The organism is Pseudomonas sivasensis, from assembly GCF_013778505.1.
GTDB lineage: Bacteria > Pseudomonadota > Gammaproteobacteria > Pseudomonadales > Pseudomonadaceae > Aquipseudomonas > Aquipseudomonas sivasensis.
Map to the genome: position 1 here is coordinate 166206 of NZ_JAAOWU010000004.1, position 21677 is coordinate 187882.

Sequence of the window (21677 nt, forward strand, 5' to 3'; positions counted from 1 at the left end):
TGCCCCGCCAGAATCAAATACGCCGTGCGGCGTAACGCTTGAGCATGCTCGGAACATCGAGAATCAGCGCGATCCGACCGTCACCGGTAATGGTCGCACCCGACATGCCCGGGGTTCCCTGCAGCATTTTGCCCAAAGGCTTGATGACCACTTCTTCCTGGCCAACCAGTTGATCGACGACAAAGCCGATCCGCTGAGTGCCCACCGAGAGAATCACCACATGGCCTTCGCGCTGCTCCTCATGGGCAGCCGACGCAACCAGCCAGCGCTTGAGGTAGAACAACGGCAGCGCTTTATCACGCACGATCACCACTTCCTGACCGTCCACCACGTTGGTGCGCGACAGGTCGAGGTGGAAGATCTCGTTGACGTTGACCAACGGGAAGGCGAACGCCTGGTTGCCCAGCATCACCATCAGGGTCGGCATGATCGCCAAGGTCAACGGCACCTTGATGACGATCTTGGAGCCCTGGCCCTTGGTCGAGTAGATGTTGATCGAGCCATTGAGCTGGCTGATCTTGGTCTTCACCACGTCCATGCCCACGCCACGGCCCGACACGTCGGAGATCTCGGTCTTGGTCGAGAAGCCAGGGGCGAAGATCAGGTTGTAGCACTCGGTGTCGGTCAGGCGGTCGGCGGCGTCCTTGTCCATCACGCCACGCTTGACGGCGATATTGCGCAAGATCGCCGGGTCCATGCCCTTGCCGTCATCGGTGATCGACAGCAGGATGTGGTCGCCTTCTTGCTCCGCCGCCAGAATCACCTTGCCGCCACGGGACTTGCCCGAGGCTTCGCGTTCTTCAGGGGTTTCGACGCCGTGATCGACAGCGTTGCGCACCAAGTGGACCAGCGGGTCGGCCAGGGCCTCGACAAGGTTTTTGTCGAGGTCGGTTTCTTCACCCACCAGTTCCAGGTTGATCTCTTTCTTCAGCTGGCGCGCCAGGTCACGAACCAGGCGCGGGAAGCGGCCGAAGACTTTCTTGATCGGCTGCATCCGGGTTTTCATCACCGCGGTTTGCAGGTCAGCCGTCACCACGTCGAGGTTCGATACGGCCTTCTGCATGGCTTCATCGCCACTGCTCAAGCCCAGGCGCACCAGGCGGTTACGCACCAGTACCAGCTCGCCGACCATGTTCATGATGTCGTCCAGACGCGCGGTATCAACCCGCACGGTGGTTTCGGCTTCACTGGCGGGTTTTTCCGCCGGTGGTGGCGCAGCCGCACGCGCAGGAGCTGGAGCCGGGGCTGCGGGCTTGGCCGCTGCCACAGGCGCAGCCGCTTTAGCAGCAGCCGGTGCTGCCGTGGCGACTGCAGCCGCTGGGGCAACTTCGCTGAACTTGCCCTTGCCGTGCAAATCATCCAGCAGCGCTTCGAATTCGTGATCAGAGATCAACCCATCGTCCGCAGGCTTGGCACTGGCAGCCGCCGCCGCAGCAGCAGGCGCTGCCGCCACTTCCGGCAGGGCGTCGACCGCAAACGTGCCTTTGCCGTGCAACTGGTCAAGCAAGGCTTCGAATTCGTCATCGGTGATGTCGGTGCTGGCCGGGGCCGCAGGCGCTTCGGCAGCCGCGACAGGCGCCACCGCATCGGCGGCGAACTGGCCTTTACCGTGCAACTGGTCGAGCAGGGATTCGAACTCGGCGTCGGTGATGTCTTCACTGGTCGGTGCCGCTGCCGGGGCAACGGCGGCCGGTGCTTCAGCTTCGGCCTTGACGGCACTGAGGGAGTTGAGCAGTTGTTCGAACTCGTTGTCCGTCACATCCGCTTCAGGCTCCGCCACCGGCTCAGGCGCGGCCTCAACCACCGGCGCTGCCGTGGTGTCGGCTGGCTCTGCATAGCGCGCCAGGGCGGCCAGCAGTTCCGGGGTGGCAGCCGTGATCGGGGCGCGTTCGCGAACTTCGCTGAACATGCCGTTGACCGCATCCAGTGCTTCGAGAATCACGTCCATCAATTCCGAATCAACGTGACGCTCACCCTTGCGCAGGATGTCGAACACGTTCTCGGCGATGTGGCAGCACTCCACCAGCTCATGGAGCTGGAGGAAGCCGGCGCCCCCTTTTACAGTATGAAAACCGCGAAAAATTGCATTGAGCAGGTTCGCATCATCCGGTCGGCTTTCCAGCTCGACCAGTTGTTCGGACAGTTGCTCTAAAATTTCGCCGGCCTCTACAAGGAAATCCTGAAGGATCTCTTCATCGGCGCCGAAGCTCATGTGGGTGCTCCTTAGAAGCCTAAACTGGATAACAGGTCATCTACGTCATCCTGACCTGACACAACGTCTTCACGTTTATCGGCATGAATCTGCGGACCTTCACCCTTGGCGAGATGTTTTTGTGGATCTTTTTCAGAGAGGATCGCTTCGCGGTCATGTTCGATGCCGGCAAAACGGTCTACCTGGCCAGCCATGAGCACCAATTTGAGCAAATTGCTTTCCACTTCGGTAACCAACTGGGTTACACGTTTGATCACCTGACCGGTGAGGTCCTGGTAATCCTGGGCCAGCAGAATGTCATTGAGGTTGCTGGAAACCGTGCGGTTTTCCTGTTCGCTGCGCGACAGGAAACTGTCGACCCGACGGGCCAATTCACGAAACTCTTCAGCCCCGACTTCGCGACGCATGAAGCGGCCCCAGTCAACGCTGAGGGCCTGGGCTTCATTGGCCATGCCGTTGACCAGAGGCGTGGCATTTTCCACCAGGTCCATGGTGCGGTTGGCCGCGGCTTCGGTCAGCCTGACCACATAGGACAGGCGTTCGGTGGCATCAGTGATCTGCGAGATTTCTTCGGCCTGGGGCATGTGCGGGTCAATCTGAAAATTGACGATCGCACTGTGCAGCTCGCGTGTGAGCTTGCCCACTTCCTGGTACAGGCCGCGGTCACGGGTCTGGTTGAGCTCATGGATCAACTGCACCGCGTCGCCGAAGTGGCCTTTTTCAAGGCTGTCGACCAACTGGTGAGCATGCTTTTTCAGGGTCGACTCAAAGTCTCCCTGTGACGTTTCTTTATGCTCCATAGCTCCCCCGCGATGGCATTAGCCGTGGATGCGTTCAAAGATCTTTTCGATCTTCTCTTTCAAGGCCTGTGCAGTGAATGGCTTGACTACGTAACCGTTGACCCCGGCCTGGGCGGCTTCGATGATCTGTTCACGCTTGGCTTCGGCGGTCACCATCAACACGGGAAGGCTGCGCAGTTTTTCGTCGGCACGCACGTGGCGCAACAAGTCGATACCGGTCATGCCCGGCATGTTCCAGTCTGTTACCAGAAAGTCGATGCTCCCGCTGTTGAGGATCGGAATCGCCGTAAGGCCGTCATCCGCCTCGACCGTGTTTGTGAACCCAAGGTCACGCAACAGGTTTTTTATGATCCGCCGCATCGTTGAGAAGTCATCAACGATGAGGATTTTCATGTTCTTGTCCAATTCGACCTCCAAGCAGTCTTAAACGCGCCCAGCACCTGGACGCGCCATTTCAATCAACAGGCATTACACAAAAAGGACTGCCGGGGGCACCACGGATCGAACCCACGAAGGCCTATCACCTTCGCGGTATCGCTTTGCAATGCTCCCCACACTGCCTGTCAGCGCGCTCGCCACTCTCCCAAACGCCCCCGCAAGCGGGCTGCGCATTGGCTGTGCAACTGGCTGACACGCGATTCGCTGACCCCCAGGACCTCACCGATTTCCTTGAGGTTCAGCTCTTCGTCGTAATACAGCGCCAACACTAACCGCTCGCGCTCGGGCAAGTTGGCAATGGCGTCCGCCAATGCACCCTGGAAGCGTTCATCTTCCAGGTCGCGTGACGGTTCCATATGCGCGCTCGCGCCGTCCTCGTGCAGCCCTTCGTGTTCGCCGTCCTGCAACAGGTCGTCGAAACTGAACAGGCGGCTGCCCAAGGTATCGTTCAAAATCCCGTAATAATCGTCGAGACTCAATTGGAGTTCGGCCGCAACTTCATGATCTTTAGCGTCGCGACCGGTTTTTGCTTCAATTGCACGAATTGCGTCGCTGACCATGCGCGTATTTCGGTGCACCGAACGCGGCGCCCAATCACCTTTACGCACCTCATCAAGCATCGCGCCACGGATACGGATACCCGCATACGTCTCGAAACTCGCGCCTTTGCTGGCGTCGTATTTGGTCGACACTTCGAGCAAGCCGATCATGCCGGCCTGGATCAGGTCCTCGACCTGCACGCTGGCGGGCAGGCGAGCCAGCAAGTGATAGGCGATACGCTTGACCAGCGGCGCATAGCGCTCAATCAACTCACCCTGACTGTCACGGGCAGATTTCTTGTAGGCGTTGTAGCCATTCGCTGTCATAGCACCGGTCCTGCGCTCGTCTGATGTACCAATCGCTCGACGAAAAACTCCAGATGCCCACGAGGGTTGGCGGGCAACGGCCAGGTATCGACCTTCTGGGCAATAGCCTTGAACGCCAATGCGCATTTGGAACGAGGGAACGCTTCGTAGACTGCACGCTGCTTTTGCACAGCCTTGCGCACGCACTCGTCGTAGGGAACTGCGCCGACGTATTGTAAGGCGACATCGAGGAAGCGATCCGTGACCTTGGTCAACTTGGCGAACAGATTGCGCCCTTCCTGCGGACTCTGGGCCATGTTGGCCAGGACGCGGAAGCGGTTCATGCCGTAGTCACGGTTAAGCAGTTTGATCAGGGCGTAGGCGTCGGTGATCGAGGTGGGTTCATCGCAGACCACCAGCAGGACTTCCTGCGCGGCGCGCACGAAGCTGACCACGGACTCGCCGATCCCGGCGGCGGTGTCGATCACCAGCACGTCGAGGTTGTCGCCGATATCACTGAATGCCTGGATCAGGCCGGCATGCTGCGCCGGGCTCAGGTGCACCATGCTCTGGGTACCGGAGGCAGCCGGCACGATGCGGATCCCGCCAGGGCCCTGGAGCAGCACGTCGCGCAGCTCACAGCGCCCCTCGATCACATCGGCAAGGGTGTGTTTGGGCGTCAGTCCCAGCAGAACGTCGACGTTCGCCAGCCCCAGGTCAGCATCCAGCAGCATGACGCGACGGCCAAGCTCTGCCAGGGCCAGGGACAAATTCACTGACACGTTAGTCTTTCCGACGCCACCTTTGCCGCCGGTCACCGCGATCACCTGTACGGGATGCATGCTGCCCATTTTATTTCTTTACCTTGTCTTGCTTAGACGCAGGCTACATGGCTTGGCCGCGTGAATCGCTTGCAGACCATCAATGTAGGTACATTTCACGGTGTTCATCCTGACTTCAACCGACCCGTTTTGCCGGGTTGTGGTAGAGGTCGGCGAACATATCGGCCATCGCTTCCTCGCTAGGCTCTTCTTGCATTTGCACGCTGACGGCACGGCTGACCAACTGATGACGGCGCGGCAGATGAAGATCATCCGGGATCCGCGGCCCGTCGGTCAGGTAGGCAACCGGTAATTCATGACTGATAGCCAGGCTCAACACTTCACCCAGGCTGGCGGTTTCATCCAGTTTCGTGAGGATGCAACCGGCCAGGCCACAGCGTTTGTAGCTATGGTACGCAGCGGTAAGAACCTGTTTTTGGCTGGTGGTTGCAAGCACCAGGTAATTTTTCGACTTGATGCCACGCCCGGCCAGGGTTTCCAGTTGCATGCGCAACGCCGGGTCGCTGGCTTGCAAGCCGGCGGTGTCGATCAGCACCACGCGCTTGCGCAGCAGCGGATCGAGGGCGTTGGCCAGGGACTGGCCCGGGTCGACGTGGGTCACCGGTACATTGAGGATGCGGCCCAACGTCTTGAGCTGCTCCTGGGCGCCGATCCGGTAGCTGTCCATGCTCACCAGCGCGATATTATTCGCGCCGTACTTGAGCACATAACGCGCTGCCAGCTTGGCGAGGGTGGTGGTCTTGCCCATGCCGGCGGGGCCGACCATGGCGATCACACCGCCCTCTTCCAGGGGTTCGATTTCCGGGGTAGCGATCATCCGCGCCAGGTGGGCCAGCAACATGCGCCAGGCCTGGCGTGGTTCTTCGATTTCGGTGGTCAGGGCCAGCAGGTCGCGGGACAACGGGCCGGACAAGCCAATGCGTTGCAGGCGACGCCACAGGTTGGCCTGTTGCGGTTTGCTGCCTTGCAGCTGCGTCCAGGCCAGCGAGCCGAGCTGCACTTCCAGCAGTTCGCGCAGGCCGTTGAGCTCAAAGCGCATCGAGTCGAACACACGCTGGTCAACTGCGGCGGCCGGGGCTGGCGCGGCAGGACGCGGCGGCTCGACGAAAGTCGGCTCAACCAATGGTTCGGCAGCGGTCAGCGGCAGCCCGGCGAACAACTGGCGATTGGTGGTGGTATCGCTGTCGCCACGCATGCTCAGCTCAGCCTGGGCCGAGACGATGCGCGAAGCGGTCTTGCGCAGCTCGTCTTCGAGCTCCATGTTCGGTACACGCGGCGCCAGCGCCGAGGGGGTGTAATCCAGGGCAGCCGTCAGCTCGACACCGCCGGCAATACGACGGTTACCGATAATCGCGGCGTCGGCGCCCAGCTCATCACGGACCAGTTTCATGGCCTGACGCATATCGGCGGCGAAAAAACGCTTAACTTGCATAACCCACTACCCTCAGCCGTTGGGCCCTACTGTCGCGACGATAGTCACTTGCTTGTTGTCAGGAATTTCCTGATAAGCCAAAACGTGCAAATTCGGTACTGCCAAGCGTCCAAACCGCGACAACATCGCGCGGACCGGACCTGCCACCAGCAGAATCACCGGTTGGCCCTGCATTTCCTGACGCTGTGCAGCGTCGATCAACGAACGCTGCAGCTTTTCAGCCATGCTTGGCTCCAGCAGAACGCCCTCTTCCTGGCCTTGTCCTGCCTTCTGAATACTATTGAGCAATATTTGTTCCAACCTTGGTTCCAAGGTGATCACAGGCAGCTCGGAGTCAAGCCCTACAATGCTTTGCACGATTGCACGGGACAATCCGACACGCACCGCAGCCACCAGCGCGGCGGTATCTTGACTCTTGGCGGCGTTGTTGGCGATGGCCTCGGCAATGCTGCGAATGTCGCGTACCGGCACCTGTTCGGCCAGCAGCGCCTGCAACACCTTGAGCAATTGCGACAGCGACAGCACGCCGGGCACCAGCTCTTCCGCCAGTTTTGGCGAGGCTTTGCCCAGTAAGCCCATCAATTGCTGGACTTCTTCGTGGCCGATGAGCTCGTGAGAGTGCTTGTACAGAATCTGGTTGAGGTGGGTCGCGACGACCGTGCTGGCGTCCACCACGGTATAGCCCAGTGACTGCGCCTGGCTGCGCTGGCTGATTTCGATCCACACCGCCTCCAGGCCGAAAGCCGGATCTTTGGCGGTAATGCCGTTGAGGCTGCCGAACACCTGGCCTGGGTTGATCGCCAACTCGCGATCCGGATAGATCTCGGCTTCGGCCAGGATCACCCCCATCAGGGTCAGGCGGTAGGCGCTCGGAGCCAGATCGAGGTTGTCGCGGATGTGCACGGTGGGCATCAGGAAGCCCAGGTCCTGCGAGAGCTTCTTGCGCACACCCTTGATCCGCGCGAGCAATTGGCCGCCTTGGTTGCGGTCCACCAGCGGGATCAGGCGATAGCCGACTTCCAGGCCGATCATGTCGATGGGGGTCACGTCGTCCCAGCCCAACTCCTTGGTTTCCTGGGCGCGGGCTGGCGATGGCAGCAGTTCTTGTTGACGCGCAACTTCTTGCAGGGCCTGGACCTTGACCGCGTTTTGCTTCTTCCAGAACAGGTAGGCACCACCGCCCGCCATGGCCGCCATGCTCAGGAACGACACATGGGGCATGCCCGGGACGATACCCATGATCGCCATGATGCCCGCCGCCACGGCCAACGCCTTGGGCGATGCAAACATCTGCCGGCTGATCTGCTTGCCCATGTCTTCGGAGCCCGACGCACGGGTCACCATGATGGCTGCAGCTGTAGATAACAACAGTGATGGCAATTGCGCCACTAAACCGTCACCGATGGTCAGCAAGGCGTACACCTTGCCCGCATCGCCGAAGGTCATGCCGTGCTGAAAGATACCGACGGCCATGCCGCCGATCAGGTTGATGAACAGAATCAACAGGCCAGCGATGGCGTCACCGCGCACGAATTTGCTGGCACCGTCCATGGAGCCGTAGAACTCGGCTTCCTGGGCCACTTCCAGGCGGCGGGTCTTGGCTTGATTCTGGTCGATCAGACCGGCGTTGAGGTCGGCGTCGATGGCCATTTGTTTGCCGGGCATGGCGTCGAGGGTAAAGCGTGCGCTCACCTCGGAAATCCGCCCGGCGCCCTTGGTGACCACCACGAAGTTAATGATCATCAGGATCGCGAACACCACGATACCGACCACGTAGTTACCGCCGATCACCACCTCACCGAAGGCCTGGATCACCTTACCGGCGGCGGCGTGGCCGTCCTGGCCGTGGAGCATGACCACGCGGGTGGACGCCACGTTGAGCGCCAGCCGCAGCAGGGTCGCCACCAGCAGGATCGTCGGGAATACCGCAAAGTCCAGCGGCCGCAGGGCGTAAACGCACACCAGCAGAACCACGACCGACAACGCAATGTTGAAGGTGAAGAACACGTCCAGCAGGAACGGCGGCATCGGCAACATCATCATTGCCAGCATCACCAGCAACAACAACGGCACACCCAGATTGCCCCGCGAGAGGTCAGTCAGGGTCGTACGGGCCGTGCCGAGCATTTGAGAGCGATCCACCACCGGTATTCCTCGTTTCCTTGAAGCAAACTTTTGACGCCGGAAGGCGTCCTGGAGGCGGTATTGCAAGAAGCCTTCCAACTTTTGCTTTAAAAAACGCGGATTGCTCCCAAGCACGCTGGAGCACTATCAAGCCGGGCAATTCAACTGACGATTTGCACTTCGGTAGCCTGATCACCCTTTTGACCTGTTTCTACTTTGAACTCCACTTTCTGCCCCTCCTCAAGGGTTTTATAGCCCTCGCCCTTGATCGCCGAATAGTGGACGAAGAGATCTCCCCCACCATCCTGACCGATAAAGCCATAGCCTTTTTCCCCGTTAAACCACTTCACCGTACCTGTCGACATTGCCGCTCTCCTGACCTCGCTCAGCACACCACACGAGACTCACTGGATAATCTTGATATGGGACGCGAATACGCCCTCAGGGCGGTGGATCCTCGTAAATTGCACCCTTAGGCCCTCTCTGAGCCAAATCCCTGCAGAACTCGTGAGATCCACCAACACGTGTTCGTCGCCGCCATCCATTGCAATCACTCCCTCCCCTGTTTTGCGGTCGTATTCCTCGACCGTCCCTTTAACCACTTCCATTGCAACACCCTCTGCCTCACGCACAGCAATGTGCGTGGAAAACCCAGTGTTATGGAACCGCGATAAAGGGACGGCAGCTACTGTCAAAGTTGACAGGTAGACGACCGACAACGACGAGTGGTAGGGGGAAGAATGGAGCCGGGAGGGAGAGTTCGGGGCAGCTGATAATCAGGAATCGCGGCGCAATTCCGGCGGGATCGGCAGATCCTTGAGCGGGTCCGGACGCTTGCCCTTGCCCGCGCGGTATTGGCGGATCTGATAGACATACGCCAACACCTGAGCCACGGCCAGGTAAAGCCCGGCGGGGATTTCCTGATCGAGATCGGTGGAGTAGAAGATCGACCGCGCCAGTTCCGGCGATTCGAGCAACAGAATGTCGTGGGCCACGGCGATTTCGCGGATTTTCAGCGCAGTAAAGTCGCTACCCTTGGCCAGCAGCATCGGTGCGCCACCCTTCTCCGGGTCGTACTTGAGGGCCACGGCGTAGTGGGTCGGGTTGGTGATGACCACGTCGGCGTCGGGCACCGACGCCATCATCTTGCGCTGGGACATTTCCCGCTGCAGCTGGCGGATGCGTTGCTTGACCTCGGGCCGCCCTTCCTGATCCTTGTGTTCGTCGCGCACTTCCTGCTTGGTCATCAGCAGTTTCTTGTGGCTTTCCCACAGCTGGATCGGCGCATCCACTGCCGCAATGATGATCAGCCCGGCGGCCATCCATAGCGCACTCCAGCCGACCACCTGCACGCTGTGGATGATCGCCGACTCCAACGGTTCGTGGGCGATACGCAGCAGGTCGTCGATGTCGGACGACAACACCATCAGCGCCACAAACAGAATCAGGATGAACTTGGCCAGGGCCTTGAGCAGCTCCACCAGGGCCTTGGCGGAGAACATGCGCTTGAGCCCGGCCCCCGGGTTCATGCGGCTGAACTTGGGCGCCATGCTGCTCGCGGCGAACAGCCAGCCGCCGAGGGCTACCGGGCCGATCAGCGCGGCCAGCAATAAGGTAATCAGGATGGGCTGCACCGCCAGGATCGCGATCTTGCCCGAGTGCAACAGGTATTGCCCCATCGCATCCGGGTTGAGCAACACCTCACGAGGCAAGGTGAAGTTGTGCTTCATCAGCTCCAGCAAGTCGAGCGCCAAACCACCGCCGTAGATCAGCAAGGCGCCGGCACCGGCCATCATCGTCGCAACGGTATTGAGCTCTTTGGAGCGCGCAATCTCGCCCTTTTCCCTGGAGTCCTTTTTACGTTTCTCCGTGGGGTCTTCTGTTTTGTCCTGACCACTCTCGCTCTCGGCCATGGCTCAGCGCGCCCGTGCCAGATCACGTAAGAACTGCAAGGCGTCGGTCGCCAGCGGTTGATACTGATTGAGAATGTCGGCCAGGCCGATCCAGAAAATCCCCATGCCCAATACCAGGGTCAACGGGAAACCAATCGAAAAGATGTTCAACTGCGGTGCCGCACGGGTCATCACGCCAAACGCGATGTTGACCACCAACAATGCGGTAATCGCCGGCAGTACCAGCAACAGCGAAGCCCCCAGCACCCAACCGAGGCGCCCGACCGTTTCCCAGAAGTGATTGACCACCAACCCCGACCCCACCGGCAAGGTGGTGAAGCTTTCGGTCAGCACCTCGAACGCCACCAGATGCCCGTTCATCGCCAGGAACAGCAAGGTCACCAGCATCGTCAGGAATTGCCCGATCACCGCCGCCGACACACCGTTAGTGGGGTCGACCATGGAGGCGAAGCCCATGCCCATCTGGATCGAGATGATTTGCCCGGCAATCACAAACGCCTGGAAGAACAGTTGCAGGGAAAACCCCAACATGGCACCGATCAGGACTTGTTCGGCGATCAGCATCAGGGCACTCAGGTCCAGCGCATTCACCGACGGCATCGGCGGTAAGCCCGGCACCAGCACCACCGTGATCGCCACCGCCAAATACAGGCGCACCCGGCGTGGCACCAGGGTCGTGCCGAACACCGGCATGGCCATCAACATGGCCGTCACGCGGAACAACGGCAGGATGAACGACGCCACCCACGTGCTGATCTGGGTGTCGGTCAATGCCAGCAGGGAATTCACCCGATCAGCCGATCAACTGCGGAATACTGCCGTACAGCTGCAGGATGTATTCCATAAAGGTTTGCACCAGCCACGGGCCGGCGACGATCAGGGTGATCAGCATCACCAGCAGGCGCGGCAGGAAGCTCAAGGTCTGTTCGTTGATCTGGGTGGCAGCCTGGAACATCGCCACCAGCAGGCCCACCAACAGGCTCGGCACCACCAGCACGGCAACCATCATGGTGGTCAGCCACAGCGCTTCTCGGAACAGGTCGACGGCTACTTCTGGCGTCATTGCGCTATACCCCGCCGAAACTGCCGGCCAGGGTGCCGATAATCAGCGCCCAACCGTCTACCAGCACAAACAGCATGATCTTGAACGGCAACGAGATGATCAGTGGTGACAGCATCATCATACCCATGGCCATCAGCACGCTCGCCACCACCAGGTCGATGATCAGGAACGGGATAAAGATCATGAAGCCGATCTGGAACGCGGTCTTCAACTCGGAAGTCACAAAGGCCGGTACGAGAATGGTCAGCGGCGCCTGGTCCGGGGTCGCGATGTCGGTACGCTTGGACAGGCGCATGAACAGCTCAAGGTCACTGGAGCGGGTCTGCGACAGCATGAAATCCTTGATAGGGACCTGTGCCCGGTCAATCGCCACCTGGGCGGTGATGGTTTCCGCCAGATAGGGCTGCAGGGCTTGCTGGTTCACCTTGTCGAACACCGGCGCCATGATGAACATGGTCAGAAACAACGCCATGCCGGTGAGGATCTGGTTCGACGGCGTCTGTTGCAGGCCCAGGGCCTGACGCAGGATCGAGAACACGATGATGATCCGCGTGAAGCTGGTCATCAGCATCACAAACGCCGGGATAAAGCTCAGCGCGGTCATGATCAGCAGGATCTGCAGGCTGACCGAATACTCCTGGGCCCCGGCCGCGTTGGTACCCAGCGTAATCGCCGGGATCGACAACGGGTCGGCGGCAAACGCCAACGGCGCCGCCAGCCACAGCATGAGCGTCAATAACACGCGCATTACTTCTTATCCTTCTGATCCTTGCCCAGCAGTTCCATCAGGCGCTGAGCGAATTCGGGCGTGGCGGGCTTGGACTGATCCACGTTCACTGGAGTCTTGAGCACATGCAACGGGGTGATGCGGCCAGGAGTGAGGCCCAGCAGGATCTGCTCTTCACCCACTTGCACCAGCACCAGCCGATCACGCGGGCCGAGGGCGCGGGAGCCGATCATCTCGATCACCTGCGCGTTACCCGGACCCACCTGCTGTACGCGGCGCAACAGCCAGGCCAACACGAAGATCAGGCCAACCACCAGCAACAGCCCCAGCACCAGTTGGGTCAACTGGCCACCGAGGCCGCTGCCGACCGGCGCCGCCGCGGCGGCCGCCTGGGCCACCGGCTCTGCGGCCCAAGCGCCCAATGGCAGCGCGACCAACAGTCCCACCATCAGCCGCTTCATATCAGCGCAACTTCTTGATGCGTTCGCTTGGGCTGATCACGTCCGTCAGGCGGATGCCGAACTTTTCGTTGACCACCACCACTTCACCGTGGGCAATCAGGGTGCCGTTGACCAACACGTCCAAGGGCTCACCCGCCAGGCGATCCAGCTCGATCACCGAGCCCTGGTTGAGTTGCAGCAGGTTGCGGATGTTGATGTCGGTGCTGCCCACTTCCATGGAAATCGACACCGGGATGTCGAGGATCACGTCCAGGTTCGGCCCATCGAGGGTCACCGGGTCGTTGTTTTTCGGCACGCTGCCAAACTCTTCCATCTGCAGGCGGTTACCTGCGGGGGCAGTGGCGGCATCGGCGGCCAGCAGGGCGTCGATATCGTCTTGGCCAACATCGCCGGTTTCTTCCAGGGCCGCAGCCCATTCGTCAGCCAGAGCCTGGTCTTCGGCGGAAGTGTTTTCGTGTTCGGTAGCCATTACATGTCCTCGGCGGAGCAAACATTCATAAATAGGGGATGCATCAGCGACGGTTGATCGGCTCAACCACTTGCAGCGCCAGGTTGCCCTTATGGGAACCCAGCTTGACCTTGAACGACGGCACGCCGTTGGCGCGCATGATCATTTCTTCCGGCAATTCGACCGGGATGATGTCTCCCGGCTGCATGTGCAAAATATCCCGCAGGCGCAATTGGCGACGGGCCACGGTGGCGCTCAGCGGCACATCGACGTCCAGCAAGTCTTCGCGCAAGGCCTTGACCCAACGCTCGTCCTGGTCGTCCAGGTCGGACTGGAAACCGGCATCAAGCATCTCGCGCACCGGCTCGATCATCGAGTACGGCATGGTCACGTGCAGGTCGCCGCCGCCGCCATCGAGTTCGATGTGGAAAGTGGACACCACAATCGCTTCGCTCGGGCCGACGATGTTGGCCATGGCCGGGTTCACTTCCGAGTTGATGTACTCGAAATTGACTTCCATGATCGCCTGCCAGGCTTCCTTCAAATCGATGAAGGCCTGCTCCAGCACCATGCGCACGACGCGCAATTCGGTGGGGGTGAATTCACGGCCTTCGATCTTGGCGTGACGACCGTCACCGCCGAAGAAGTTGTCCACCAGCTTGAACACCAGCTTGGCGTCGAGGATGAACAGCGCAGTGCCGCGCAACGGTTTGATCTTGACGAGGTTAAGGCTGGTGGGAACGTACAGCGAATGCACGTACTCACCGAACTTCATCACCTGCACGCCGCCCACCGCCACGTCCGCCGAGCGGCGCAGCATGTTGAACATACTGATCCGGGTGTAGCGAGCGAAGCGTTCGTTGATCATCTCCAGCGTCGGCATGCGTCCACGGACGATGCGATCCTGGCTGGTCAGGTCATAACTTTTGACGCTGCCGGGCTCGGCAGCCATTTCGGTCTGTACCAGACCGTCGTCGACGCCATGCAACAGCGCGTCGATTTCATCCTGGGACAGCAGGTCTTGCACGGCCATGTCGTGATCCTACTGCAATACGAAGTTAGTGAAGAGCGCCTGCTCGACCACGACTTTGCCGAGCTCCTTCTGGGCCACTTCCTGCACGCTGGCAGTGACCTTCTGGCGCAGCATTTCCTGGCCCACCGGGGTGGCCAAGGTGTCGAAGCTCTGCCCGGAGAACAGCATCACCAGGTTGTTGCGGATCACCGGCATATGCACTTTGAGGGCATCCAGGTCCGCCGCATTCCGTGCCAGCAAGGTGATGCTCACTTGCAGGTAGCGTTGGCGACCGTTCTGATTGAAGTTGGCGACAAAGGCCGGAAGCATCGGCTCGAAGATTGCCGGTGGCTTGACGTTACTGGCGGTTTCGGCGGCAGGTGCCGGTTTGCTTGCACTGCTATGCATGATGTACCAAGTGCCGCCCACCGAGGCCCCGATGGCCAGGAGCAGGCCCACGACTATCATCAGGATAAGCTTGAGCTTGCCTTTGCCTGCCGGTGCGGGTGCTTTTGCTGCGTCGTCGCTCTTCGCCATGCCAATAATCCGTCACTATTCGGGAATTCATAGATCTACGGATAGGCAAGAGCAAGTGTTATGCCAGAGTTGTCTGGCAGGCAGAGACGAACGAACACCACAAAACAAATGTGGGAGGGGGCTTGCCTCGATGAGTGTGTGTCAGTTCATACATCGGTTGACTGATACACCCTCATCGGGGGCAAGCCCCCTCCCACAATTTGGATCTGTACGCGGCTCAAGTCAGGCGTAGTAATCGACGGCGCTGGAGCCGATCACTGTAGAGCTCACTGGCACCACGGCTTCTGCCACATCAATGTGGTTGCCACTGTCGCCGCTGTCAGCCCCTCGCCCGCTGCGACTCACGCCACTGGTCTGGGCCTGCTGCTGTTGCTGCTCCTGACCACGGGATTGGTCGGACACGTTGACGTCCACCTGCCCCATGCCCTGTTGCGCAAACATTTCCCGCAGGCGACCCGACTGGCTTTCCAGCGCTTCACGCACCACCGGGTGGGCGCTCATGAAGTTGACCTGGGCTTGCTGGTCGGCGGTCATGTTGACCTTGATATCCAGACGACCGAGTTCAGCCGGTTGCAACTGGATCTCCGCCGACTTGAGGTTGGCGCTGGACAGGTACATCACCCGATTGACGATCTCGTCGGTCCAACCGCTCTGGTGCATGGCCAGTGGCGCATTCGTCACCGGCGGCAAAGCGTTGGCCGTTCTCGGCGTGGCCGCCTGGGTCAATGCCGCCAAACGATTGGCGAAATCATCGACACGGGTGTCGCTGGTGGCGTTTTTAAGGTCTTTGAGGCCGTCTTCGATCAAGCCGCTGAAGGCCTTGTCACCGCCTTGGTCAGTGCTGTCTTTGGTGGCTTGCTGGTCGACCATTGTGGCCAGGCCAGCGGCAAAGTTCTGCGCGGCGGTTGGCTGGTCCTGGGTAGTCGTCGGTGCGGTTTTGGCCGGCGCCTGGCTGCTGGCCGACACATGCCCGCCCTGCTCCATCGCCAGGCGCACGGCCGGCATGGCATCCAGGGGATCAGCCTCAGGATCGAAGACCGGCTTGACCTCCTCGGTCGCCGCGATGGGCACAGCGACCAACGGCAGGGCCTTGTCGTCCTGGGCGGCAGCGGCGGGTTCCGGGGTTTCCACCGGCACGACCACCGGCAAGACCACAGGCGTCACAGCGGCAATCATGGCCGGGTCGACGACGGGATCAGTCGGGGGCTGCTGCGCGAGTGCTGGATCGGCGGGTGCGTCGTCATCCTTATTGGCGCTGTCGTCGGACGGCTTGGCAGGCAAGGTCTTGCCGCTATCGGCAACCGCCGGTGTACTGGCGGCAGGCTTGTCGGTACCGGCAGCCGGCTTGGCGCTGGCGTCGACAGGCTTGTCGCGTGTGGGTTTAGCCGCGTTGTCGTCGGTTTTGACCGACGGTTTCGAGCCTTGGCTGGCGAACACTTGAGCGAAGCCAGGGCCCTTGTCCCGTGGGTCCGCAGCCGCTACCTGGGGGTTGGCAGCGGGCGCTTGAGGCTTGGCCGCGGGGGCAGCCTGAAGAAGCGAATTGGGGGCGACTGGCATAGGTAAAGGTCTCCACTGCATGGGGGTCGGGGATGCAGTATCTGGAGATAGAGCAAGAGTTGGGCCAGGTTTGTTGGATTGCGGTTTTTTGGGTGGACCTATCCGTTATTCGGTAACGGATAGGTCACCCATCAAAGTTGAAACCGTTGCCTTTCGTGCTCATACAAGGGCCGCACCAACGCAAACTCCCGATCAATCTGATCCACCAACTCCCCCAAGTCCGAAGCCGGCTCAGAAGACCTGGCCTCAAGCGACTGACACAACTGCGCCAACCGCAGCGCCCCAAGGTTCCCACTGCTCCCCTTGAAACTATGCGCAATCCGTCCCAACGCCTTGGCATCATCCCGCGCCTGGTGCAGGGCCTCGATGCGTTTCTGGGAGTCATCAAGAAAGGTATCAAGCAGCTTGGGATACTCGCCCTCCATAACCTCCTGCAAACCCGACAACACCTGCGGGTCCATATGAATCTCTGCCACTTGCTCGCTCCTTGATCAAGAATCGGCGGATTATGCCAGAGCCCCCCAGCAAAACTCCACGCAGACACTGCGCCCGCCGTCAGACCAGCGTACGTCGCTGCTCAACTGGCGCACCAGGCTAAGGCCCCGACCCGACAGACGATCGACGTCCAGCGGCCGTGCCAGCATCTGTTCCACGTCGAAACCCGGCCCGCTGTCTTCCAGGCGCAACGTCATTTTGCCGCCCATGTGGGTGGGCGCCACCTGCACATGCACCCGCACGTAACCGCTGTTCAACTTCGCCAGGCGGTCATTGCGCTGGCGGTAATATTCGGCAAACCCCTGGGCATTGCGCTTGAGCCGCGAGTCCAGCCCCAGCACACCATGTTCCAGGGCGTTGGAATACAGCTCAGCCATCACGCTGTAGAGCGCCCCGCTCTGCTCGCGCAGGCCGTGGATTTCAAGCAGCAGTTGCAGCAGATAGGGCAAAGGGTTGTAGCGCTTGAGGGTCTCGGCGCGAAACTCGAAGCTCACCGACCAATCCAGCGGGCAGGATTGGCCGCTGTCGGCATACAACGGCCCGGTGGCGCGCAGGGATTGGCCGTGCTGCAGGGTGATTTCCACCATGCTCACGTCGTCACGCGCTTCACCGCGAAACGCCGCCAGGGCCTGTTCGATGTCTTCAAACAGACGATTGGGCTCGCGATTGGCCGCAAAGACCTGCTGTAAACGCTCGGCGCCGAACAGTTGATCGTTGGCATCTGCGGTATCCAACACGCCGTCGGACAGCAGGAACACACGGTCGCCCAACGCCATGGGCCAGACTTCGGTGCGGTCATCAAAGGCTTGCGCCGACAACACCCCCAACGGCAAATGCCGCGACTGCATCGGGGTGCGCTTGCCGCTGGCGATGTCATGCACATAACCGTCGGGCATGCCCCCGTTCCACACCTCCACCACGCGCCGCTCGGTGCTCAGGCACAACAGGGTGGCGCAGCAGAACATGTCTACCGGCAGGATGCGCTTGAGCTTGGCATTCATCTCCCGAAGGATCTGCGTCAGGCCATAGCCCTTGGCGGTCATGCCGTAGAACACTTCCGCCAGGGGCATAGCGCCCACCGCCGCCGGCAAGCCATGGCCGGTGAAATCTCCGAGCAGCACATGCATGTCGCCTGACGGCGTGTAGGCCGCCAGCAGCAGGTCGCCATTGAACAGCGCATAGGGCGATTGCAGGTAGCGGATGTTCGGTGCGGCATTGATGCAGCCGGAGTGGGCGACCTTATCGAACACTGCCTTGGCCACGCGCTGCTCATGCAGCAGGTAGTCGTGGTGCTTGGCAATCATGTCGCGTTGCTGCAACACCGTGGCTTGCAGGCGGCGCAGGCGGTCCATGGCGTTGATCTTGGCCGCCAGGATCAGTTGGTTATAGGGTTTGGGCAGGAAGTCATCACCGCCGGCATCCAGGCACTCGGCCAGGGCAGCGCTTTCGCGCAGGGAGGTGAGGAAAATGATGGGGACCAATTCTTCCCCCGCCAGTTGCTTGATCCACCGCGCAGCGCCGTAGCCATCCATCACTGGCATCAAGGCATCCATCAGCACCAGCTGCGGCCGTTCGCGGGCGAAGACTTCGACGGCTTCCTCGCCGTTGGTAGCGGTGAGCACCTGATGCCCCTGGCGCCGCACAATGGTCGACAGCAACAGAAGATCGGCAGCGTTATCATCGGCGATCAGGATCGTCAGCGGCTCAACCGCGGGGGCCTGGGCGCTCACTTGATGTCGAACAGCTTGTCGAAGTTGGAGATGGCGAGGATCTTGCGCACATCGGAGTTGGTGTTGACCACCTCAACCTGCGCCTCTTCGCCGCCAGCATGGTCCCTCAACAGCAGGAGCATGCCCAAGGCCGAGCTGTCCATGTACGTGGTTTCTTTCAGATCGACCACATACAGCTCAGGCACTTTGTAGTAACGCTCGTAGGCGTCACGAAACGTCTGATGACTGCCGAAATCAAACCGTCCCTTGATAGCGATCGTCAACTTCTTCCCGTCCAGGGATACTTCTGACTCGATTGACATGCGACTGCTTCCTTGTCATGGGCATAGACACAAGGTGTAGCAGGCGAATGAGATCCGGGCAACACCGCAGGTCAAATGCGGAAGAGGGCCTGGTCCCGATAGCCGTGGGTCAGTCAACAAATTCAGTGACCGATCTATCGCTATCGGGGGCAAGCCCCCTCGCACATTCAGAATTGTGATTGGCGGGGAAGACGTTGTGACAGCTCATCGAGCAACTTCTGCTCACGCTTGTCTTCCAGCGCCCGCGCTTCATCGATATAGCGCTGCACCAGCTTGCGCAAACCTTCGACCCGGGCAAACGCCTCTTGCCAACTTTCGCGGGCCTTATCGAGGTTGTTCTGGTGCCAGGCCAGGCTCTGGCGCTGTTGGCCCACGGCGGTTTCCAACTGGTTGAGAAAGCCCTGGTAGCCCATCAGCCACTGACCCGAAACGCCCTTGGTGCCGCGCTCGATCCATTGCTGTTGGTACTCGCCGCGAAAGCGTTCCAAGTCACCCAACTTGCTTTCCGCCAAGCGCACTTGGCCCTGGAAATAACCCAGGCGCTGTACGGCGGTTTTTTCGGCCTTTTCGGCCATGTCCACCACGGGGGCCAGGCGCGCGGCGCGGCTGTTGGCCATGGCTTAGCCGCCTGGCGCAGGGGCGAAGATGGAATGCAGATGCGCTTCGCTTTCACCCATGCTGATCTTGTCGTTGAGGCCTTGGCGCAGGTAAGTCACCAACTGCGGTTGCAGGGCGATCGCCAGGTCGGTGTCGCGATCGCCACCGGCCACGTAGGCGCCAACGCTGATCAGGTCGCGGCTCTGTTGATAGCGCGACCACAACTGCTTGAACTGTTGCGCGCGGACCATATGCTCCGGCGTGACCACCGCCGGCATGACCCGGCTGATGGACGCTTCGATATCGATAGCCGGGTAGTGCCCTTCTTCGGCCAAACGGCGCGACAGCACAATGTGGCCGTCGAGCACGCCCCGCGCCGAGTCGGCGATAGGGTCCTGCTGGTCATCGCCTTCGGACAACACCGTGTAGAACGCAGTGATCGAGCCGCCACCGGCCTCGGCATTACCGGCGCGTTCCACCAGTTTCGGCAGCTTGGCGAACACCGACGGCGGGTAGCCCTTGGTCGCCGGCGGTTCGCCGATGGCCAGGGCGATTTCCCGCTGGGCCTGGGCAAAACGGGTGAGCGAGTCCATCAGCAACAGGACGTTCTTGCCCTTGTCGCGAAAGTATTCGGCGATGCGCGTGCAGTACATCGCCGCGCGCAAACGCATCAGCGGCGCATCATCCGCTGGGGAGGCGACGACGACGGAGCGCTTGAGGCCTTCTTCACCGAGGCTGTGCTCGATGAATTCCTTAACTTCCCTGCCCCGCTCGCCGATCAGCCCCACCACGATGATGTCGGCCTCGGTAAAGCGCGTCATCATGCCGAGCAACACCGACTTACCCACACCGGTACCGGCGAACAGGCCCAGACGCTGGCCGCGGCCGACCGTCAATAAACCGTTGATGCTGCGGATGCCCACATCCAGCGGCACGCTGATGGGGTTGCGATTGAGCGGGTTGATGGTGGGGCCGTCCATCGGCACCCAGTCTTCGGCTTTCATGCCGCCCTTGCCGTCCAACGCACGACCGGCGCCGTCCAGCACCCGGCCGAGCATGCTCATGCCCATGGGCAGGCGGCCGGTATCGGCCAGCGGTACCACGCGGGCGCCGGGGGCGATGCCCGCCAGGCTGCCGACGGGCATCAGGAAGATCTTGTTGCCGGAAAAGCCCATCACTTCCGCTTCGACCTGCACCGGATGGTAGCTGTCATCGTTGATCACCATACAGCGGCTGCCCATGGCGGCGCGCAGGCCCTCGGCTTCGAGGGTCAGGCCGACCATGCGCAACAGACGCCCTTCAAGGATCGGCTGGCCGGGCAATTCAGTGGCCTCGACGTAGCCGCTCAGGCGCTTGACGAAGCTGGTGCGATCAAGGCGCATCGGCGGCGTCCAGGTCGACGCTGAGGTCAGGTTCGGCTGGGTTCAACACCTGCTCGTGGACTTGATCCAGCAGCTTGGCCATGATCTGGCTGATGCGGGTTTCCACCGTCGCATCAATGCGGCTGTGTTCGGTCTCGACCCGGCAACCACCGGGCTGCAGCGCTGCGTCTTCGACGATGCGCCAGGTTTCTTCATGGCGCTCGCGCAGGGCTTTGACCTGTTCGAAATCCTGCGGGTTGATGTACAGCCGCACATTGCCGACACCCAGGGGCAGCAGCTTGAGTGCTTCGCGCATCACGCTTTCGATATGGCTGGAGTCGAGTACCAGTTCGCGCTGGATCACCTGGCGTGCAATATGCTCCACCAGGCCGACCATGGATTTTTCAATCTGCGCATCCTGCTCGGCGATAGGGTCGAACAGCACACCCATCAAACGTTCCAGGCTGGCCAGCTTGACGCTCAGCGCCGCTTCGGCCTCTTGGCGCACCTTGAGAGTGGTGCTGCGAAAACCGTCTTTTTCACCCGCAGCGAAGCCTTCGTTGTAAGCCTCCTGGCGGATGCTTTCCAACTCTTCCAGGGTCAGTGGCTGGACTTCTTCCAGCGGCACTTCTTCCATTTCCACCGGCGTTTCTTCAACGGGTTCCGGCTCAGGCTCGGGCACATGCGGGTCGAAGCTGGGCAACGACCAGATGTCGAACCCACCGACATCCCGTGCGCGAATCAGATCGCTGGGCGCCTCATCTTTGTTCGACATCAGGGG

Annotated in this window: 23 protein-coding genes; all 23 read right to left on the reverse strand. The window is 60.7% G+C overall.

All coding sequences use genetic code 11. The features are described from left to right. Nucleotides 1-13: 13 nt before the first annotated feature. The 23 genes from G9Q84_RS09725 to fliH all read right to left on the reverse strand — a co-directional run bounded on the left by G9Q84_RS09725 (nt 14) and on the right by fliH (nt 21671). Nucleotides 14-2212, reverse strand: coding sequence for a chemotaxis protein CheA (locus G9Q84_RS09725; protein ID WP_122754424.1), 2199 nt, complete (start codon nt 2210-2212; stop codon nt 14-16). 11 nt (nt 2213-2223) lie between these two features. Continuing rightward, on the reverse strand, nt 2224-3012 hold the full coding sequence (locus tag G9Q84_RS09730) for a protein phosphatase CheZ (protein ID WP_122754425.1): 789 nt from the start codon (nt 3010-3012) through the stop codon (nt 2224-2226). A gap of 18 nt (nt 3013-3030) precedes the next feature. Beyond that, the gene (locus G9Q84_RS09735) at nt 3031-3405 is read right to left on the reverse strand and encodes a chemotaxis response regulator CheY (protein WP_160385018.1); all 375 of its coding nucleotides are present in this window, start codon (nt 3403-3405) and stop codon (nt 3031-3033) included. Nucleotides 3406-3575: 170 nt separating this feature from the next. After that, complete coding sequence (gene fliA, locus G9Q84_RS09740; RefSeq protein WP_015885174.1) at nt 3576-4316, reverse strand: RNA polymerase sigma factor FliA; 741 nt, start codon at nt 4314-4316, stop codon at nt 3576-3578. Next, nucleotides 4313-5146, reverse strand: a complete 834-nt coding sequence (gene fleN / locus G9Q84_RS09745; RefSeq protein WP_003192912.1) for a flagellar synthesis regulator FleN — start codon at nt 5144-5146, stop codon at nt 4313-4315. Before fleN ends, fliA begins: the two co-directional genes overlap by 4 nt. A gap of 106 nt (nt 5147-5252) precedes the next feature. Next, nucleotides 5253-6569 (reverse strand): flagellar biosynthesis GTPase FlhF, encoded by a 1317-nt coding sequence (gene flhF, locus G9Q84_RS09750; protein WP_032887905.1) that lies wholly within the window; start codon nt 6567-6569, stop codon nt 5253-5255. A gap of 12 nt (nt 6570-6581) precedes the next feature. Beyond that, nucleotides 6582-8696 (reverse strand): flagellar biosynthesis protein FlhA, encoded by a 2115-nt coding sequence (gene flhA / locus G9Q84_RS09755; protein ID WP_185160066.1) that lies wholly within the window; start codon nt 8694-8696, stop codon nt 6582-6584. Between the two features lie 158 nt (nt 8697-8854). Next, nucleotides 8855-9058 (reverse strand): cold-shock protein, encoded by a 204-nt coding sequence (locus tag G9Q84_RS09760; protein WP_122754426.1) that lies wholly within the window; start codon nt 9056-9058, stop codon nt 8855-8857. A 411-nt stretch (nt 9059-9469) separates the two neighbouring features. Continuing rightward, nucleotides 9470-10606: a flagellar biosynthesis protein FlhB gene (gene flhB / locus G9Q84_RS09765; protein ID WP_095185434.1), complete on the reverse strand. Its 1137-nt coding sequence runs from the start codon at nt 10604-10606 to the stop codon at nt 9470-9472. Nucleotides 10607-10609: 3 nt separating this feature from the next. Further along, nucleotides 10610-11395, reverse strand: a complete 786-nt coding sequence (fliR, locus tag G9Q84_RS09770; RefSeq protein WP_032887898.1) for a flagellar biosynthetic protein FliR — start codon at nt 11393-11395, stop codon at nt 10610-10612. Nucleotides 11396-11399: 4 nt separating this feature from the next. Then, a complete protein-coding gene (fliQ, locus tag G9Q84_RS09775) occupies nt 11400-11669 on the reverse strand; it encodes a flagellar biosynthesis protein FliQ (protein WP_003214552.1) in 270 nt (89 codons plus the stop codon). A 4-nt stretch (nt 11670-11673) separates the two neighbouring features. Next, nucleotides 11674-12417: a flagellar type III secretion system pore protein FliP gene (fliP, locus tag G9Q84_RS09780; RefSeq protein WP_032887897.1), complete on the reverse strand. Its 744-nt coding sequence runs from the start codon at nt 12415-12417 to the stop codon at nt 11674-11676. Next, nucleotides 12417-12857, reverse strand: a complete 441-nt coding sequence (gene fliO / locus G9Q84_RS09785; RefSeq protein ID WP_032887895.1) for a flagellar biosynthetic protein FliO — start codon at nt 12855-12857, stop codon at nt 12417-12419. Before fliO ends, fliP begins: the two co-directional genes overlap by 1 nt. Before the next feature lies 1 nt (nt 12858). After that, nucleotides 12859-13326, reverse strand: coding sequence for a flagellar motor switch protein FliN (gene fliN, locus G9Q84_RS09790; protein ID WP_032887893.1), 468 nt, complete (start codon nt 13324-13326; stop codon nt 12859-12861). 43 nt (nt 13327-13369) lie between these two features. Further along, the gene (gene fliM / locus G9Q84_RS09795; protein ID WP_010208755.1) at nt 13370-14338 is read right to left on the reverse strand and encodes a flagellar motor switch protein FliM; all 969 of its coding nucleotides are present in this window, start codon (nt 14336-14338) and stop codon (nt 13370-13372) included. Nucleotides 14339-14347: 9 nt separating this feature from the next. Further along, entirely contained in the window at nt 14348-14854 is a 507-nt protein-coding gene (gene fliL, locus G9Q84_RS09800; RefSeq protein ID WP_032887891.1) for a flagellar basal body-associated protein FliL, read from the reverse strand. A gap of 222 nt (nt 14855-15076) precedes the next feature. Further along, nucleotides 15077-16411: a flagellar hook-length control protein FliK gene (locus tag G9Q84_RS09805; protein ID WP_122754427.1), complete on the reverse strand. Its 1335-nt coding sequence runs from the start codon at nt 16409-16411 to the stop codon at nt 15077-15079. Nucleotides 16412-16542: 131 nt separating this feature from the next. Then, nucleotides 16543-16887: an Hpt domain-containing protein gene (locus tag G9Q84_RS09810; RefSeq protein WP_032887887.1), complete on the reverse strand. Its 345-nt coding sequence runs from the start codon at nt 16885-16887 to the stop codon at nt 16543-16545. A 30-nt stretch (nt 16888-16917) separates the two neighbouring features. Then, the gene (locus G9Q84_RS09815; protein ID WP_122764586.1) at nt 16918-18636 is read right to left on the reverse strand and encodes a SpoIIE family protein phosphatase; all 1719 of its coding nucleotides are present in this window, start codon (nt 18634-18636) and stop codon (nt 16918-16920) included. Continuing rightward, entirely contained in the window at nt 18633-18938 is a 306-nt protein-coding gene (locus G9Q84_RS09820) for an STAS domain-containing protein (protein WP_095185430.1), read from the reverse strand. Before G9Q84_RS09820 ends, G9Q84_RS09815 begins: the two co-directional genes overlap by 4 nt. A 167-nt stretch (nt 18939-19105) precedes the next feature. Beyond that, nucleotides 19106-19555, reverse strand: coding sequence for a flagellar export protein FliJ (fliJ, locus tag G9Q84_RS09825; protein ID WP_032887882.1), 450 nt, complete (start codon nt 19553-19555; stop codon nt 19106-19108). A gap of 3 nt (nt 19556-19558) precedes the next feature. Continuing rightward, on the reverse strand, nt 19559-20917 hold the full coding sequence (gene fliI / locus G9Q84_RS09830) for a flagellar protein export ATPase FliI (RefSeq protein ID WP_032887880.1): 1359 nt from the start codon (nt 20915-20917) through the stop codon (nt 19559-19561). Continuing rightward, nucleotides 20907-21671, reverse strand: coding sequence for a flagellar assembly protein FliH (gene fliH, locus G9Q84_RS09835; RefSeq protein ID WP_032887879.1), 765 nt, complete (start codon nt 21669-21671; stop codon nt 20907-20909). The genes fliI and fliH overlap by 11 nt, the downstream gene beginning before the upstream one ends. Nucleotides 21672-21677 lie beyond the last annotated feature (6 nt).